The following is a 16,047-nucleotide window of genomic DNA, read 5'->3' on the forward strand; positions in this document are numbered from 1 at the left end:
CCGTTTCCGTTTCAGTGTGTCGGACGCCAGCGCGACAGCCGGCGCTCCAGGGTGACGATGAGAGCGTTGAAGGCCAGACCGACCAGCGCGATGGTGATGATGCCCGCGTACATGTTCGGAATCTGGAAGTTCAGTTGGGAAGCCGTGATCAGATAACCGAGCCCCGCCTTGGCACCCACCATCTCCGCGGCGATCAGCACCAGGATGGAAGATGCGGCGGCCATGCGCAGACCGGTGAAGATGGTCGGCACCGCGGCCGGCAGGATCACCTTCCGGAACAGCCCGATCGACGAGATCCCCAGGGAACGTGCGGATTTGACGAGCAAAGGATCAACAGTGCGTACCCCGGAGATGGTGTTCAGCAGGATGGGGAAAGCACACGCGTAGATCACCAGCGCGACCTTGGAGGTTTCCCCGATACCGAGGATCAACACGAACACCGGCAGCAGCGCCAAGGCCGCGGTATTGCGGAAAAGTTCCAGGATGGGGTTCAGGAATTCCGCGACCGGCCGATACCAGGCGATCGCGACACCCAGCGGGATCGCGACCGCGACCGCGATCACGAATCCGGCGAGGGCCCGGGACAGACTGGTCGACACGTGCTCCCAGAGCTGCCCGTTTCCGGCGAGGGCGAAGAAGGCATCGATGACCTCGCTGAACGGCGGCAGGAAAACCTTGTCCACCAGTCCGGCACGTGGGGCCGCTTCCCAGACGGCGAGAAAGGCGAGAATCGCTATCACCGATTTGAAGACCCGCCATCCCAGGCCACCCGCCCACCGACCGACGGCGCGGAACAGTACCGAACCGGAGGGCGCCGGCGCGACGTCGTTCTCCCGAGTGGCGGGGCTCGGCTCCGAGACGGGCGGGGCACCGGCGGTGGGGGTGACAACGGCGCTAGACATGATGTACCTCTTCGCTTGTCGTGATCTCGGCGAGCTCCTGCGAGCGCGCCCGCTCCACCTCGTCCTGCAACAGCGCCCAGATCCGATGGCGCAGCGCGCGGAATCCGGCGTCGGAACGGACATCGTCGACATTCCGATCGATATCGATATCGACGATGTGCTTGATCCGACCGGGCCGCGACGTGAGCACCGCGACCCGTTGGCCGAGGTAGACCGCTTCGTCGATACCGTGGGTGATGAACAGGATGGTCTTACCGGTGGCCTTCCAGATGCGCAGCAGCTCGTCCTGCAATGATTCCCGGGTCTGCGCGTCCAAGGCGGCGAAGGGCTCGTCCATCAACAGCACCTCGGGGTCGAACGCGAGGCTGCGCGCAATGGCGACCCGCTGTTTCATACCGCCGGACAGCTCGTGCGGATACCGGTCGCCGAACCCTTGCAGCCCGACCAGTTCGAGATGATGCTCGGCCAGTTCTCGGCGCTCGGCGGCCGGAAGACCTTTGACCTCCAGACCGAACTCGATGTTCTTGCGCGCCGTACGCCACGGCAGCAGCGCGTACTGCTGGAATACGATGCCGCGATCCAGGCCGGGGCCGGTGAGCGGTTTACCGTCCAACAGGATACGACCGGAGGTCGGTGTGCTGAGCCCGCCCAACAGATCGAGCAGGGTCGATTTCCCGCAGCCGCTCGGCCCGACGAGGACCAGAAATTCCCCCGGGGCCACATCGATGGTGATATCGCGTATGGCGGTGAAATCCGTTTTCTGCCCTCGAATCGGAAACTGTTTGGTCACCTGTTCCAATCGGAGCTTCGGTGTGGTTTCGGTGCTCATTTCTCACTCGCCAATGGTTGTCCGTCGGGTCCGCTGCCCTCGGTGTAGGTGCCGTTGGCGTACGGGTTGTATTCATTGGTGTACAGGTCTTTCGCCACCAATTTCCCTTCTTCCAGCTCACCGTTGCGCACGAGCCAGTCGATCCAGGTCTGCAGCTCACGTTCGGCGATCACCGCCCCCGGAACGGGAATACCGGAACTGCGCCAGTACTCGATCTTCTCGGTGTCCTCGTTGCGATTGCGTTTCTGGATTATTTCCCGGAATTTGGCGACCACCTGGTCGCGCGGGGTCACTTGCGCCCAGCGGATGGCACGAGCGGTGCCCTGCACGAAATCCTCTACCGCTTCCGGGTTCTTCGCGATGAAACCGTCGCGCATCACATACGTTCCGTAGCCGAACGCCCCGAACAGATCACGGTCGGTGAACAGGGCACGGATTCCGCCACGTTCCAACGCCTTTTCCCGATGGATCGTTCCCAGGGTCGCGACATCGATCTGCTTCTCGCGCAATGCCTGCTCGGTGTTCACCGGCGGCACCACGACCAACTGAACCGTTTTGATCTCGTCCGGGTTCAGCCCTTCCTTCGCAAGCCATTCCCGAACCAGGAATTCGTGATGCGCGCCGAGCGTGTTCATACCGACCTTCTTGCCGATCAGGTCGCGCGCGGTGCGAATCGGGCTGTTCTCCAGCACGTAGTAGCCGTTATATTCGCCTTGGTCGGCGCCATAGGAGCTGAGCACCGAGGTAATGGGGGCGCCGGCGGCATTGAGTTTCACGACCGCACCGTTGAAGGCGGATCCGAAATCGATATCGCCGGTGGCGGTCGACTGGATATCCTGCGGGCCGCTCGTGGTGTCCCCAACCCACTGGAGCTTCACGTTCCGGTAGTAGCCGAGTTCCTCGGCCAGTTCGTGGAACTCCACCTCACCGGGCCAACCCTGGTAGCGCAGAATGATTTTCCCGTCCGCGGTCTTCGCCGCTTCCCCGGAACCACAGGCCGTAAGGCACAGCATGAGCGCGACCAGCATCGCGGCGAACACCGGTAACGGTGATCGTCTCGTCCCTGTGGGTTTCGATTGTCGGGTCATGACTCGTCCTTGCGATCTAGGTCGTCGGACTTGTCATGGTGGCATCGGAGAGCACCTCGCTGAATGGTTTATCTCGACCCGAGTAGAACTCTTCGATATGGATTGTCCGACCGAGCGGAATACCTGTTCACCACACCCGTCACGGCGTGACAGGCCATCGTTCACGGGCGGATGATGGCCCGATACGGCATTCTCATCGATCTGAAAACAATCGGTAAATTCGGGCACAGGTGAATGTAGGACCGGTCGGGTCTTCGGACCCGACCGGGACAGGCGCCGACCATCGGGACCGAACACCACGGCGCCGACCGTACCGGTGTGGCCGACCACGGCATGCCGATCGGCCGACCGACGTCGGCGTCCCATGGTCGAATCGTCTTGTCCGGACTGTCGATTGCCATGCGCCCACCGTCGCGGCCGTACACCGCGGAATCCACTCCGGCGGTGTGGCCATCGATAAGGTACCGATGAGTGCAGGGGGTGGAAATCCCACGACCGAAGCGCCTGGCCTTCGGTGCTCGAGCAGATCCGTCCGATATCGAACCGAAACGCGATATCCGGATCGTGGAGTCCGGTTCGGTGCGGTTTTCGGTCCGATCGCCGGCGACCGTGGTCTGCCGGAATCCGGCACCGACCAGGAGGGCGTCGATACCGATCGTGCACGATCCGACCGATTCCGCCGACAATGGTGCAAAGCTCCAGGGCGAGAACACCCTCTCCGGCAGACTCGTCGTAGAGCTTCGAAAGAGCCGACGCCGACCGACAGGGGCGGGGAGTCGGCACCGTGGTCTCCGTCGCTGCGGTGCTGTCGGCAACTGCGGTGATCGCCACAGTACCGGCCGTCATGGTCCTGATCGCCGAAGGATCGCAGCAGCTGTTCCGATGGCCCACCAACCGGCTTACCTATCGGTCCACCGCGGAAGCCCTCGAACACGAAAAATTCCTCTATCTCGCCCACACCGGGATCGGTCGTGGCGACGACCGACGCATGATACTCGCCGAACGGATCGAAACATCGTCTCGGAGGAAAGCGCCACGTGGGTCGCCGGCCACGAAAACCGGTGATCGCGCAACCGCCGAACGTCCGACGGAGCCAGCGCAGAAGGAGAAGCAGGAAAAATAACAGCAGTCGCGGAGTTGCTGGAGAGCTCTATCACGGTGGTGACGCCCTCGGCGGGCGAACAATACCGATTTGCGGCAGCGAGACGGGAATAAATCCCTCCAAATCGGGAACACCGATACAGATGGTCCCGATTCTGTTTCACAACGATAAAGCGAACGCCGGTTTTGGTAGCCGCGGGACAATGCCAAGCCGGGGAATCGCCCCCTACCGTGGTTCCTGCTCATTACCGAATCTTCCCGAGGATTTTTCGTATGCTCCTTTCGGCTCTCCCGGATCGACGTGCCGCTACCGCACCGCACGCCTCGGCTGTGGCCGACGACAGCATCGATCTGGACAATAGTCAGTTCCTGGCCGCAGTCCGACGGGCCGCGGCGTCCCTGCGCATGGTGGGCGTCTCCCCCGGTGATGTGGTGGCGGTCATACTTCCCGATACGGCCACCCTCGTGGTGTCGATGTTCGCCGCTTGGCGGTTGGGCGCCGCGGTGACCTTGGTCGACCCCTCGACGGATACCGGCTCTCGGCAGTACGAGGTGGACGCGAAGGTTCTCATTACCGCGCAACCATCGACGACCACTCCGCCGACCCAGCTCGTGATATCCGCCCACGATCTCACCGCGGCGGAGCCCGACACCGACGGCCCACGGCCGAGCGGTGGGGCACCGGTGCTGGTCACCCGCACCGACAGCGGCCGGGACATACTGCTCGGCGCCGTCCACCTCGATGCCCTGTCCCGATTCCTGGTCGAGGTCTTCGCCCTGACCGATACCGACCGCAATCTGGTGGCCATGTCGTCGGCCCGGGTCAACGGCATCGTGGTGGGCGTCCTGTCACCGCTCCTCGCCGGTGGCAGCGTCACCCTGGCCGGGGCGATCGGATCCACGACGATCTTCGACCGGATTCGGCGCAGCCGGGCCACCTGGTTCTCCGCGGAACCGGATACATATGCGGAACTGGCCGCTCTGCCCGACCACACGCGGCCGGAGGTTCCCTCGCTGCGGTTCGCCGTCTGCTGCGACGCCCGAATCGACACAGAACTGCGCAGCATGTTCGAGCACCGCTACGGAATACCGATTATCAACGGTTATGGATTGAAAGAGGTGTACGAGCGGGCCCATGCGGCCTTTTCTCCCGCATCCGCGACGCGCGTACCGTGAACCGGGATTCCGATATCGCGCCGAATCCGTCCCTTATGCGGTATCGGGTCGCAGCACCGTCGAGCCGTACCAGTAACAGATGAGCAACGCGAGTTCGACATCGAGTCGGTCGTCGGAAATGGCCTTACCGCGTCGTGACACGGCCCGTTCGACCCGATATTTCACCGTGTTGAAGTGCAGATCGAGGTCCGCGGCAGCCGCTTTGTAACCGGCCTGGTTGCGGAGAAAAATCCGCAACGTCTCGCGTAACCGCGCATTGTTGTCGTTGTCGACGGCCAGGTCACCGAGCACCTCGCCGACCCACTGGCCGACCTCGGCGAGCTCGTCTCCGAACAGAGCCACCGCCGATACGCCCGGATCATCGGCGGCGATAACACTCGGCCCGGTGTCGCCTCGAAGCAGCGCGACGGACCGCGCACGCCGGGCGAGCCGATGTGATCGGCGGAAACCCGGCACCCCGGGGGCCGGTGTACCGATCGTGACCCGCGGCGCATCGGGGCATCGGCCGCGAAATCACGAACCCTGGTAACGGCCGGGGACGGCGGCGACCGAAACGGCAACCACGCCCAGACACACGATCGATCGTCGGCGACGACCAGGGGACTCAGATCGACTCCGGACGCTTGTGCTGCCCCTTGGACGAATCGCTGCAACCTGGCCAGTTCGTCGCCGAGGGCGCGCGCCTCCGTATACCAGGCGATCAGCGCCAGGTGATACCAGTGCAGCGGGTAGCGAAGCGTTGCGGTGGCCTCGTCGATATCGACATCCCGCTCCTCGTCCAGTACCTCGCGGACCCGAACCGCGCGGAGGCTGTGCCCGGTCTCCAACCACAGCTCACGCTCGTGTTCATAAGTCATGATGACCTGTTGGATGAACTGATCCAGATAGGCGAACAGCCTGGTGGTGAGCACTTCCGCGAGGAAGGTCCGATCCGCCGGGGCGATATCGACGGCCTCCAGTTCCGTGAAGAACAACTCGGTCAACCGCCACTGGCCGACGTGGTAGGCACGAACCAGGGCGGTGACCGGAACATCACGCTGAGCCAGACGCCTGGTGTACTCGACGGCCGCGCTGGGAAGGTGGACCCGCTCCGGCGGAATATCGTGTTGCAGGGCATGCAGCAGGGTGGCGACGTTTTCCCGTACGCTGGCGGCGAGAAGTTCGATGGCGGGCCCGATGGTACGCAACTCGGGTATCTCGTCCTCGAGTCGTTGATAGATGCTCGTGTCGATATCCGCCGCCCGCTCATGCATGCGGGTGACGATCCGTGTGACCCACCGGGTCACCTCGGCATCATCGCGACGAAAAACCGTCACACTCAAATAGTAGTTACCCATGGTCTCCGTCGCGGCGCAGCGCAGGGCCGTCCTCTGGTGTCAGGTCACGCGGCCATATCGCAGATCACATCATCGATCACCGAGTCGTCGACCGGGGCGGCCCGGTACCCCGGAGCACCGACCTGCGTCCGGCGACTCTGCCGGCACTCGTATTCGAATCGGCGTGATTCGAACCACCGGCGCGACGCCCGAGATGGCGTAATACCCCGATTTCGGGGCATCCACCCAGGTCGCACCGGGTGGATGGCCGGCGCAATGACATCCCTCGCGTCACGGCATCGCCAACGAGGTGAAGAACCGGCCCGCAATCTCATTATCGTCAGTGTTCATGCAGGTCAGGGAGCAAAATGCGGAGCGGGCGGCCGAGGGTGCGCCGGTTCGGCTGCTGCGCGCCGATCAGGCGCGCCGCATTGCCGATATCGTGCGCCACCAGATCCATGCCGGAGCGATCGAACAAACCCTGCCCACCGAGCAGGAACTGGCGGACGAGCATCAGGTCTCCCGCAACACCATTCGTGATGCGCTGGCCTTGTTGAAGGACGAAGGACTCATCGCGCGGGCGCCGCGTGTCGGTACCCGAGTGGCGTCGCGGAAATACGATCACGGACTCGATGCTCTGCTCGGACTGCAAGAGACGTTCATCGGACACGGCACCGTCCACAACGAGGTGCGGGCGGCCATGTGGATCAGCGCCCCACCCGCGGTCGCGCGCCGGCTCGGTCTGGAACCGGGCGAGCGCGTGGTGTACGTGGAACGGTTGCGGTTCCTGGACGAGCAGCCGTTGAGTCTGGACCTCACCTACCTGTCCCCCGAGATCGGCGCCCGGGTGCTCGAGCACAACCTGGCCGACACCGATATCTTCGTCCTGTTGGAGCGGCTGAGCGGGCGGTCGCTCGGTTCGGCCGATCTGGCGGTGGAAGCGGTTCCCGCCGACCGGCACACCGCCGCCACCCTCGACATTCCTCCGTCGTCGGCGCTGCTGATGCTCGAACGACTCACCCGACTCGACGACGGCACCCCAGTGGATCTCGAGTACATCCATATGCGCGGGGATCGAATTACCTTGCGCGGCAATCTTGTTCGTTCCGTCCCCGAATGGAAGGTGCTGTAGATGGCTCTCGCCGACCAGCGCGCCGATATCCCGGTCACCATCGACGAATCACTGTGTATCGAGGGCTGCACCCTGTGCGTGGAGATCTGCCCTCTCGACTCGCTCGCCATCAATCCCGATAACGGCAAGGCCTACATGTTCACGGACGAGTGCTGGTACTGCGGGCCCTGTGCCGCCCGCTGCCCGACCGGGGCCGTCACCGTCAATATGCCGTATCTCCTGAGGTAGTCCCAGTATGCGTATCAGACGTTTCCTCGCCCTCGCCGTGGCCGGCGTACTCGCCCTCACCGGGTGTTCGCTGGAGGGGGCGACGTCCGGCGACACCGTACAGGTGGTCGTCGGGTATCAGTCCAAGACCATCAACACCGTCACCGCCGGCACCCTGCTGCGGGCGCAGGGGTACCTGGAACACCGACTCCAGGAGATCACCGACAACGGCGGTGCGAAATATCAGGTGGAGTGGCAGGACTACGACACCGGCGCTCCGATCACCGCGCAGATGGTGGCGGAGAAGATCGATATCGGCTCGATGGGCGACTATCCGCTGCTCATCAACGGTTCTCGCACCCGGGGCAACGAGCGATCGCGCACCGAATTCGTCTCGGTGACCGGGTACAACGCCAAAGGCGCGCTCAATATGGTTGTGGTGCCACCGAACTCGTCGGCGAACGACCTGACGGATCTGCGCGGGAAGAAGGTGTCGGCGAGTGTCGGATCCGCCGGTCACGGCACGCTGGTGCAGGCGCTGAGTCGTGCCGGTATCGACCCGAACACAGGCGTGGAGGTGCTCAACCAGCAACCCCAGGTGGGAGCCTCGGCGCTGGAGTCCGGGCAGGTGTCGGCGCTGTCGCAGTTCGTGGCCTGGCCGGGGCTGCTGGTCTTCCAGGACAAGGCGAAACTGCTGTACGACGGCGCGGAGCTGAACGTGCCCACCTTCCACGGCGTGGTGGTCCGCGCCGACTACCGCCAACGGCACCCGGAGGTGGTGGACGCATTCCTGCAGGCACAGCTGGATGCCACGGAATTCCTGCGGAGCGAACCTCTCGACGCCGCCCGAATCGTGGCCGAGGAATCGGGGCTCCCCCAGGAAGTGGTGTACCTCTACAACGGTCCCGGGGGCACCTCCTTCGATGCCACCCTGAAGCCGAATCTGCTCGCGGCGTTCGCCGACGATGTGCGTTATCTGAAATCGATCGGTGATTTCGCCGACCTGGATATCGACGCGTTCGTCGACGATACGGCCATCCGAAAGGCGTTCGCCGAGCGCGGTGACGACTACGAGGCCGTCCTGGCCGATACGAGCAACCGCACCACCGGCTCCGGTAACGAACTGTGGCTCGCCGGGGAGACCGCCACCCAACCGGCCGACAATCCGAATGCCTTGTTGCGTGCGGTGAAAAACGCACGCGCCGAAGGGAAAACGATTCGCCAGGCCTATGTGCTGGATGCCGAACTGGGCACCCGTTGGTTCGCCGACAAGGCCGTGTGGTTACGCGATGGCGACACCTTCCTGCCCTTCACCACGGCGGCCGCGGCCGGACGATACCGGAAGACCCATCCAACGGCCGCCCCGGTGAGCTATGAACAGGCCGTGACGGAGGTCCGCTCATGAGCACGACGGTCACCACCGTCCCGGCCGATACGGTCCCGATCTCCGGGACCGCCGTCCGCGCCGGCGGCCGGTCCGGCGACTCCCCCTGGTCGGCCCGGGCCGCGCGCATCGGCTCGATACTGGCGGCGCTGCTGCTGTGGCAGCTGCTCACCGCAGCCGACGTTCGGCTCTGGCTGCGGTTCGACACACTGCCCACGGTGACCGAGATCCTCTCGGCCCTGTGGCGGCAACTCGGCACCGAGATCTACTACCTGGACCTGGCCCAGTCGCTGATCCGCATCCTCAGCGGTTTCGGCCTGGCCACGATCATCGGGGTCGGTACCGGTATCGCCCTGGGCCGCTCCCGGTGGTTCGCCACCCTGTTCGGACCGTTGACCGAACTGGCCCGCCCGGTACCCGCCATCGCGGTGGTGCCGATCGCGATCCTGCTGTTCCCCGACGACGAGGCCGGCATCGTCTTCATCACCTTCCTGGCCGCCTACTTCCCGATCATGGTCAGCACTCGGCATGCCGTGCGGGCCCTGCCCACCCTGTGGGAGGACTCCGTGCGCACCCTCGGCGGCAGCCGGTGGGACGTGCTGGTTCGGGTGGTGTTCCCCGGCGCGTTGCCGGGGGTGTTCGGCGGGCTGTCGGTCGGGATCGGGGTGGCGTGGATCTGCGTCATCTCCGCCGAGATGATCTCCGGTCGGCTCGGCGTGGGCTATCGCACCTGGCAGGCGTACACGATCGTCGACTACCCCGGCGTCTTCGTCGGCATCATCACGATCGGCGTCCTGGGGTTCGCCACCTCGGCCGCCGTCGAACTCGTGGGCCGCCGCATCACGCGCTGGCTGCCCCGGGGAGAGGAGAACGCGCGGTGACCAGCGCTCCCGACACCACCGCAACGACCGGGCTGCGGTTGCGGTTGGACAATGTCTTCCTGTCCTATACGGGCGAACCGGTGATCGCCGGACTGAGCTTCGAGGTGCGGCCCGGCGAGATCCTGGTGCTGACCGGACCGTCCGGGTGCGGTAAATCCACGGTGCTGCGGGCGCTGGCCGGGCTGCTGCGCCCGGACGCCGGGAGGATTCTCGCCGACGACGAACCGGTGACCTCCACCTGCCGCGATCGCGCGGTCGTCTTCCAGGACAATGCCCTGCTCCCGTGGCGCACGGTCCGCTCGAATATCGAACTGGCGCTGAAACTCCGCGGCGAACCCAAGGAGGGCCGGCGCGCAGCCGCCGACCGGTGGATCGAGGAGGTCGGCCTCACCGGTTTCGGTGACCATCTGCCCAAGAGTCTGTCCGGCGGGATGCGTCAGCGGGTGCAGTTGGCGCGTGGGCTGGCCGGGGCGCCCCGCGCGGTGATGATGGACGAGCCGTTCGGCGCCCTCGATACCCAGACCCGCACCACTATGCAGCGCCTACTCGTCGAGACATGGCGTACCCACCCGACCACGGTCGTCTTCGTCACGCACGACATCGACGAAGCCCTGCTCCTCGGCGACCGGATCGTGGTGTTGGGCCGCACCGGCGAACCGCTGCGCACGATCGTCGACGTACCGAATCCGCGCACATCCGGCGAACGCCGCGCCGAACGCGCCGAAATCCTGGAGGCCCTGATATGACCGCGCCGACCATCTCGATTCCCGATCTCGCCGATACCATCCGGTTGGACTGCGATGTATTGGTGATCGGCGGTGGTACCGCGGGCACCATGGCCGCGCTCACTGCCGCCGAACACGGTGCCGATGTGCTGCTGTTGGAAAAAGCGCACGTTCGACACTCCGGCGCCCTGGCCATGGGTATGGACGGGGTGAACAATGCCGTCATTCCCGGCAAGGCCGAACCGGAGGACTATGTCGCCGAGATCACCCGCGCCAACGACGGTATCGTCGACCAGCGCACCATCTACCAGACCGCCACCCGCGGGTTTGCCATGGTGCAGCGACTCGAACGCTACGGGGTGAAGTTCGAGAAGGACGCCTACGGCGACTACGCGGTGCGCCGGGTGCACCGCTCGGGTTCGTATGTGCTGCCGATGCCCGAGGGCAAGGATGTCAAGAAGGTCCTCTACCGGGTGTTGCGACAGCGCAAGATGCGGGAACGCATCCGCATCGAGAACCGGCTCATGCCGGTCCGCGTCCTCACCTCCGGCGGCCGGGCCGTCGGGGCCGCCGCCCTGCACACCCGCACCGGCGAGTTCTACGCGGTGAGCGCCAAGGCCGTGATCCTGGCGACCGGGCCCTGCGGTCGACTGGGTCTGCCCGCCTCGGGCTACCTGTACGGCACCTACGAGAACCCCACCAATGCCGGCGACGGTTATTCCATGGCATATCATGCCGGGGCCGAGCTCAGCGGTATCGAATGCTTCCAGATCAATCCGCTGATCAAGGACTACAACGGGCCGGCCTGCGCCTATGTCGCCAACCCATTCGGCGGCTACCAGGTGAACGCCCGAGGTGAACGATTCGTCGACTCCGACTACTGGTCGGGGCAGATGATGGCGGAGGTGAAACGCGAGATCGAGTCCGCGCGTGGACCGATCTATCTGAAGGTGTCGCATCTGCCGGAGGAGACCATCTCCACTCTGGAAGGCATCCTGCACACCACCGAACGCCCCACCCGCGGCACTTTCCACGCCAACCGCGGCCATGACTACCGTACGCACGATATCGAGATGCACATCTCCGAAATCGGTTTGTGCAGTGGACATTCCGCATCCGGCGTATGGGTGGACGAGAACGCCCGCACCACCGTGCCCGGGCTGTACGCCGCCGGTGACCTGGCCTGCGTCCCGCACAACTACATGATCGGCGCATTCGTCTTCGGCGAGCTCGCCGGCTCCCACGCGGCGGGCACCCTGGCCGACCTCGCGGCCCCCACCGATCTTCCCACCGACCAGCTCGAGGCCGCGCACGAACTCGTCTACCGCCCGCTGCGTCACCCGGACGGGCCGCCGCAACCCCAGGTCGAGTACAAACTGCGCCGATTCGTCAACGACTATGTGGCACCACCGAAGACGGCCACCAAACTTTCGATCGCGGTGGAGACCTTCGAGCGAATGCGCACCGAGATCGCCGAGATGGGCGCCCGGACCCCGCACGAGCTCATGCGGGCGGTGGAGGTGTCGTTCATCCGCGATTGCGCGGAGATGGCGGCCCGCAGCTCCCTGACTCGCACCGAATCCCGGTGGGGTCTGTACCATGACCGTGCCGACCTGCCCGAACGCGACGATCAGGCGTGGCGGTACCACCTGAACCTGCGCAAGGGTGCGGACGGGTCGATGGAGTTCCTCAAACGTCCGGTGGCGCCATATCTGGTGCCGGTGGCCGGATTGGACGATCTGCCGTCGGTGGCCGAGCCGGAGATCATCTCGCAACCCGAACTCGTCGGCCATCGTCCCCCGGCGGCCGTCGAGCGGCGGGAGGACCGGACTCCGACGCCGACCACCCCGGCCTCGCCGCGAATCCTCGCGCTACTCGCCCTGGACTCACCGAGCGCACAGGATATCGCGGACTATCTCACCGACGAGGAGGCCATCGTTCGGGTCGCGGCGGTCACCGCGCTCACCGAACACACCCCGGACGGTTTCGCGCCCCTGCTCGTCGGCGCCCTCGACGATCCGGCGTCCTCGGTGCGCCGGGCCGCCGCGGCGGCGCTGCGCGAACTCGTGGAGGTGCTGCCCTCGGCCGAGGGGCTCGCGGAACGGCTCTCCTCCCCCGACCCGGTCGTTCGGGCCGCGGTGATCGACCTGCTCCGCGCCCTGCGGGCGGGAACCGCGGCGCAGTTCACCGCCGGCTCGACCGACTCGGACCACCGGGTGCGCATCGAAGCGATCCGGGCGTTGGTATCGCTGGATCGGTACCCCGCGGTGGCCGCCGCGGCCGGTGACCCGAACCGGGAGGTCCGCATCGCCGTCGCCCAGGGGTTGGCCACCATCGGCACCGGTGGTATCGATGTCGTCCGCACCCTGGCCGCAGACCCCGACCCACTCGTCCGCGCCGCCGCGCTCGCCGCGTTCGCCGATTTCGGAGCAACACTCGACGATGTCACCACAATCCACACCGCACTGCGCGATACGGCTTGGCAGGTCCGGGTGGGCGCCGCCCGCGGCCTGGCCACGGTCGACCCCGCTATCGCCGTCCCGATCCTGTCCGAGGCGCTCACCGACCCCCACCTGGATGTGCGCAAGGCGGCGGTCCTGAGCCTGGCCGGCCGATCCGAACATCCGGCCGTCCGCACCGCCTTGGAACGAGCCGTCGACGATCCGGACGCGGACGTCCGGGCCTACGCCCGCCGCGCACTGGTCTCCTGATCGCGCAGGTCCAAAAGCGATACCGGACCGAAAACGAACCCGATACCCGTCGAGGAGAGTTCTGTTCACGGTGATCACAACCCGTGCCCCGAACATGACATACCCGTACATTACGACCTCTCTGTAGAGGTTGGAGAGCACCAGCATGGCCAAATTGATCATCTTCGTCTTCGTCGGCCTCGGCGCGCAGCTCGTCGACGGCACGCTCGGGATGGCATTCGGCGTCACCGCCACGACCCTGCTGGTGCTCACTGGCACCGGGGCTGCCCACGCGAGTGCCGCGGTGCATTTCGCGGAGGTTTTCACCACTCTCGTTTCCGGGGCATCGCACTGGCGGTTCGGAAATGTCGACTGGAAGGTCGTGCTGCGGCTCGGTGTGCCGGGCGGTGTCGGTGCCTTCCTCGGCGCCACCGTGCTGTCCCAGATCTCCACCGAGTCGGCGGCGCCGGTGACCTCGGGCATCCTGCTGGCGATCGGGGTGTTCCTGGTCTACCGTTTCTCGGCCCGTCCCCCGGCCTTCACCACGGCCCGCCGGTCCCCGCACACCGCCAAATTCCTCACCCCGCTGGGCCTGTTCGGTGGGTTCATCGACGCCAGCGGGGGCGGCGGCTGGGGGCCGGTCACCACCAGCACCCTGCTCACCACGGCGAAGACCACCCCGCGAACGGTGATCGGGTCGGTGAGCGCGTCGGAGTTCATCGTCTCCGCGGCGGCCAGCGCCGGTTTCCTGCTCGGGCTGGGCTCGGATTTCTTCGACAACCTGCTGATCATCGCGGGTCTGGCCATCGGCGGTGTGCTCGCCGCACCGCTCGCGGCCTGGCTGGTGAGTCGGGTGGCACCGACGGTGCTCGGGACCGGGGTCGGTGGCCTGCTCGTCCTGACGAACGCCCGCACCCTGTTCAAGTTCTTCGATATCGAGGGAGCGCCACGCACCGCGGCCTATGCGGTGATCATCACAACGACGGTCGCGCTGACCGCGTATGCCTGGTTGCGGTCCCGACGGGAGGCGGCGGACGACGCCGTGGGCGCGGGGGAGACCGAAACCGCGGCGGACGCGGATGCCGAACTCGAATCCCTCCTCGAGGAGAGCGACGCGAAATCCGCTGCGAACACCGATTTGGGGCCCGACGAGTTGTCGGACGTCACGGGTGCCCCCGTCCGATAACACCCGGCCCGATAACGACGGGGCAAGCTCCAAGGCGGATACGATGCCCGGGCCGGCCGGATCACACCGGCCGGCCCGGGCATCGTGGTATCACCGGTCGGCGAGCATCGGTTCGTCGCGGGATCGTCCGCGACAAAATATTTCGGCCGAGTCGAACGTCGGCGTCGATACCGCTACCGTTTTCGGCGAGGAGACGCGCAACCGACGCCGAGAGTAGGAATTTCCCTCGTACCACGTCCGCACGGACAACCGGCACGGTGAGGTCTCGAGCTGTTGGTGAGGAAGGACTCGACACCTGTGATGCCGGTTCGTGGTCGTGAGACGAGAAATACCGAGAAAACCATGCGCGATATCGGATCCGGGCGGCGATGGCTCGCGGCGCGTATCACACGATTGTCGGCGGTGTTGTGCATCGCCGCGGCCGCGGTCACCATGGTCGAAACGGCGCCTGCGGCGGCGGAACCGATATGCACCGATCATCGAGTCGCGGTTACCGTCTCCGAACCTGTGGAACTCGCCGGTTCACTCTGCACACCCGCGGGTGGGGCGAAAACCGTCCAACTGCTGGTCGCGGGCGGTACCTACAATCGCTCCTACTGGATGTGGCCGGGGCGTTCCTATGCCGCCGCGGCCACCGATGCCGGATTCGCCACCTTCGCGATAGACCGTCTCAACACCGGGACCTCGTCACATATCGATCCCACCGCGGCGAACCTCACGGCGAACGCGGAGGGTCTACACCAGACGATCGACTGGCTGCGAACCCGACACGGGTTCACCACGGTGGTGTTGGCCGGTCATTCGCTCGGCTCCTATACGGTGCTGCGGCACATCGACCTGTACCCCCGGGATGCCGATGCGGTGATCGTGTCCGGCATCTCCTCCTGGGCGCAATCGGGCGCGGTCGACGTGTCCCTCGACGGTGGATCGGTTCTGCCGGCCACTCTGTCGGGAATCGAGACCCTGCGCCATCGCTCACCGGGGGATCTGGTGATCCGGCCCGAGCTGCGCACGAAAGTGTTCCACGCCCCGGACACCGACGCGGCGGTCGTCGCCGCGGACAACGCATCGATGGATTCCTTCCCTGTGGGCGAAATAACCGAAGCGGCCGCGAACTTCACCGCACCCACGAAGACCCCACACAGGGTCACCGTCCCGGTACTGCTGGCTATCGGCGGCGCGGAGGCCCTGTTCCATTGCGCGCCGGGGGTGCCCTGCCAGGATGCCGGCGCATGGGCGGCGAACGAACGACCACTGTTCCCGGACGCACCGGTACTCGAGGGCTATATCCTTCCGAACGCCGGCCACTGCATCAACTTGGCGAACAACGCGAATGCGTGGTTCGCCGCCGCTCAGCGGTGGGTGGCGGCGAACACCGGCAACTGACCGGCCCCGGCCGGTGGTGGGCGAGAGGCTGGGCATCGGCGGCG

15 protein-coding genes are annotated in these 16,047 nt (G+C 65.7%); 10 read left to right on the top strand and 5 right to left on the bottom strand.

Annotation, left to right across the window (positions count from 1 at the left end; translation table 11 throughout):
- Positions 1 to 11: 11 nt before the first annotated feature.
- The 3 genes from ON32_RS20070 to ON32_RS20080 are packed head-to-tail and all read right to left on the bottom strand — an operon-like array spanning position 12 to position 2,759.
- Positions 12 to 902: an ABC transporter permease gene (locus ON32_RS20070; RefSeq protein ID WP_040792496.1), complete on the bottom strand. Its 891-nt coding sequence runs from the start codon at positions 900 to 902 to the stop codon at positions 12 to 14.
- On the bottom strand, positions 895 to 1,731 hold the full coding sequence (locus ON32_RS20075) for an ABC transporter ATP-binding protein (protein WP_040792497.1): 837 nt from the start codon (positions 1,729 to 1,731) through the stop codon (positions 895 to 897). Before ON32_RS20075 ends, ON32_RS20070 begins: the two co-directional genes overlap by 8 nt.
- On the bottom strand, positions 1,728 to 2,759 hold the full coding sequence (locus tag ON32_RS20080) for an ABC transporter substrate-binding protein (protein ID WP_051133507.1): 1,032 nt from the start codon (positions 2,757 to 2,759) through the stop codon (positions 1,728 to 1,730). The genes ON32_RS20075 and ON32_RS20080 overlap by 4 nt, the downstream gene beginning before the upstream one ends.
- A gap of 844 nt (positions 2,760 to 3,603) precedes the next feature.
- Here ON32_RS20080 and ON32_RS20090 point away from each other — a divergent pair.
- Both ON32_RS20090 and ON32_RS20095 read left to right on the top strand, forming a co-directional pair.
- Positions 3,604 to 3,942 carry a DUF4231 domain-containing protein gene (locus ON32_RS20090; protein ID WP_040792500.1) on the top strand — a complete coding sequence of 113 codons (339 nt, stop codon included), beginning with the start codon at positions 3,604 to 3,606 and terminating at the stop codon, positions 3,940 to 3,942.
- 251 nt (positions 3,943 to 4,193) lie between these two features.
- Positions 4,194 to 5,096, top strand: a complete 903-nt coding sequence (locus ON32_RS20095) for an AMP-binding protein (protein WP_040792618.1) — start codon at positions 4,194 to 4,196, stop codon at positions 5,094 to 5,096.
- Between the two features lie 33 nt (positions 5,097 to 5,129).
- Here the strand turns inward: ON32_RS20095 and ON32_RS30260 are convergent, their stop codons facing one another.
- Entirely contained in the window at positions 5,130 to 5,333 is a 204-nt protein-coding gene (locus tag ON32_RS30260) for a helix-turn-helix domain-containing protein (protein WP_245551175.1), read from the bottom strand.
- On the bottom strand, positions 5,258 to 6,412 hold the full coding sequence (locus ON32_RS20100; protein WP_245551177.1) for an RsbRD N-terminal domain-containing protein: 1,155 nt from the start codon (positions 6,410 to 6,412) through the stop codon (positions 5,258 to 5,260). The genes ON32_RS30260 and ON32_RS20100 overlap by 76 nt, the downstream gene beginning before the upstream one ends.
- Before the next feature lie 349 nt (positions 6,413 to 6,761).
- Between ON32_RS20100 and ON32_RS20105 the strand changes: the two genes are divergently transcribed.
- The 8 genes from ON32_RS20105 (at position 6,762) to ON32_RS20145 (ending at position 16,003) form a co-directional block, all read left to right on the top strand.
- Complete coding sequence (locus ON32_RS20105) at positions 6,762 to 7,544, top strand: GntR family transcriptional regulator (RefSeq protein ID WP_051133508.1); 783 nt, start codon at positions 6,762 to 6,764, stop codon at positions 7,542 to 7,544.
- Positions 7,545 to 7,772: a 4Fe-4S dicluster domain-containing protein gene (locus ON32_RS20110; protein ID WP_040792501.1), complete on the top strand. Its 228-nt coding sequence runs from the start codon at positions 7,545 to 7,547 to the stop codon at positions 7,770 to 7,772.
- A gap of 7 nt (positions 7,773 to 7,779) precedes the next feature.
- Positions 7,780 to 9,156, top strand: a complete 1,377-nt coding sequence (locus ON32_RS20115) for an ABC transporter substrate-binding protein (protein WP_040792502.1) — start codon at positions 7,780 to 7,782, stop codon at positions 9,154 to 9,156.
- Positions 9,153 to 10,016, top strand: a complete 864-nt coding sequence (locus ON32_RS20120; RefSeq protein ID WP_040792503.1) for an ABC transporter permease — start codon at positions 9,153 to 9,155, stop codon at positions 10,014 to 10,016. The genes ON32_RS20115 and ON32_RS20120 overlap by 4 nt, the downstream gene beginning before the upstream one ends.
- The gene (locus ON32_RS20125; protein ID WP_040792504.1) at positions 10,013 to 10,762 is read left to right on the top strand and encodes an ABC transporter ATP-binding protein; all 750 of its coding nucleotides are present in this window, start codon (positions 10,013 to 10,015) and stop codon (positions 10,760 to 10,762) included. Before ON32_RS20120 ends, ON32_RS20125 begins: the two co-directional genes overlap by 4 nt.
- Before the next feature lie 11 nt (positions 10,763 to 10,773).
- Positions 10,774 to 13,452 carry a fumarate reductase/succinate dehydrogenase flavoprotein subunit gene (locus tag ON32_RS20130; RefSeq protein WP_040792620.1) on the top strand — a complete coding sequence of 893 codons (2,679 nt, stop codon included), beginning with the start codon at positions 10,774 to 10,776 and terminating at the stop codon, positions 13,450 to 13,452.
- Between the two features lie 145 nt (positions 13,453 to 13,597).
- Positions 13,598 to 14,617, top strand: coding sequence for a sulfite exporter TauE/SafE family protein (locus ON32_RS20135; protein WP_083874671.1), 1,020 nt, complete (start codon positions 13,598 to 13,600; stop codon positions 14,615 to 14,617).
- Positions 14,618 to 14,959: 342 nt separating this feature from the next.
- Positions 14,960 to 16,003 (top strand): alpha/beta hydrolase, encoded by a 1,044-nt coding sequence (locus tag ON32_RS20145; RefSeq protein ID WP_157224260.1) that lies wholly within the window; start codon positions 14,960 to 14,962, stop codon positions 16,001 to 16,003.
- Positions 16,004 to 16,047: the final 44 nt, after the last annotated feature.

It is taken from the genome of Nocardia paucivorans NBRC 100373 (genome assembly GCF_000308675.1).
Taxonomy (GTDB): Bacteria; Actinomycetota; Actinomycetes; order Mycobacteriales; family Mycobacteriaceae; genus Nocardia; species Nocardia paucivorans.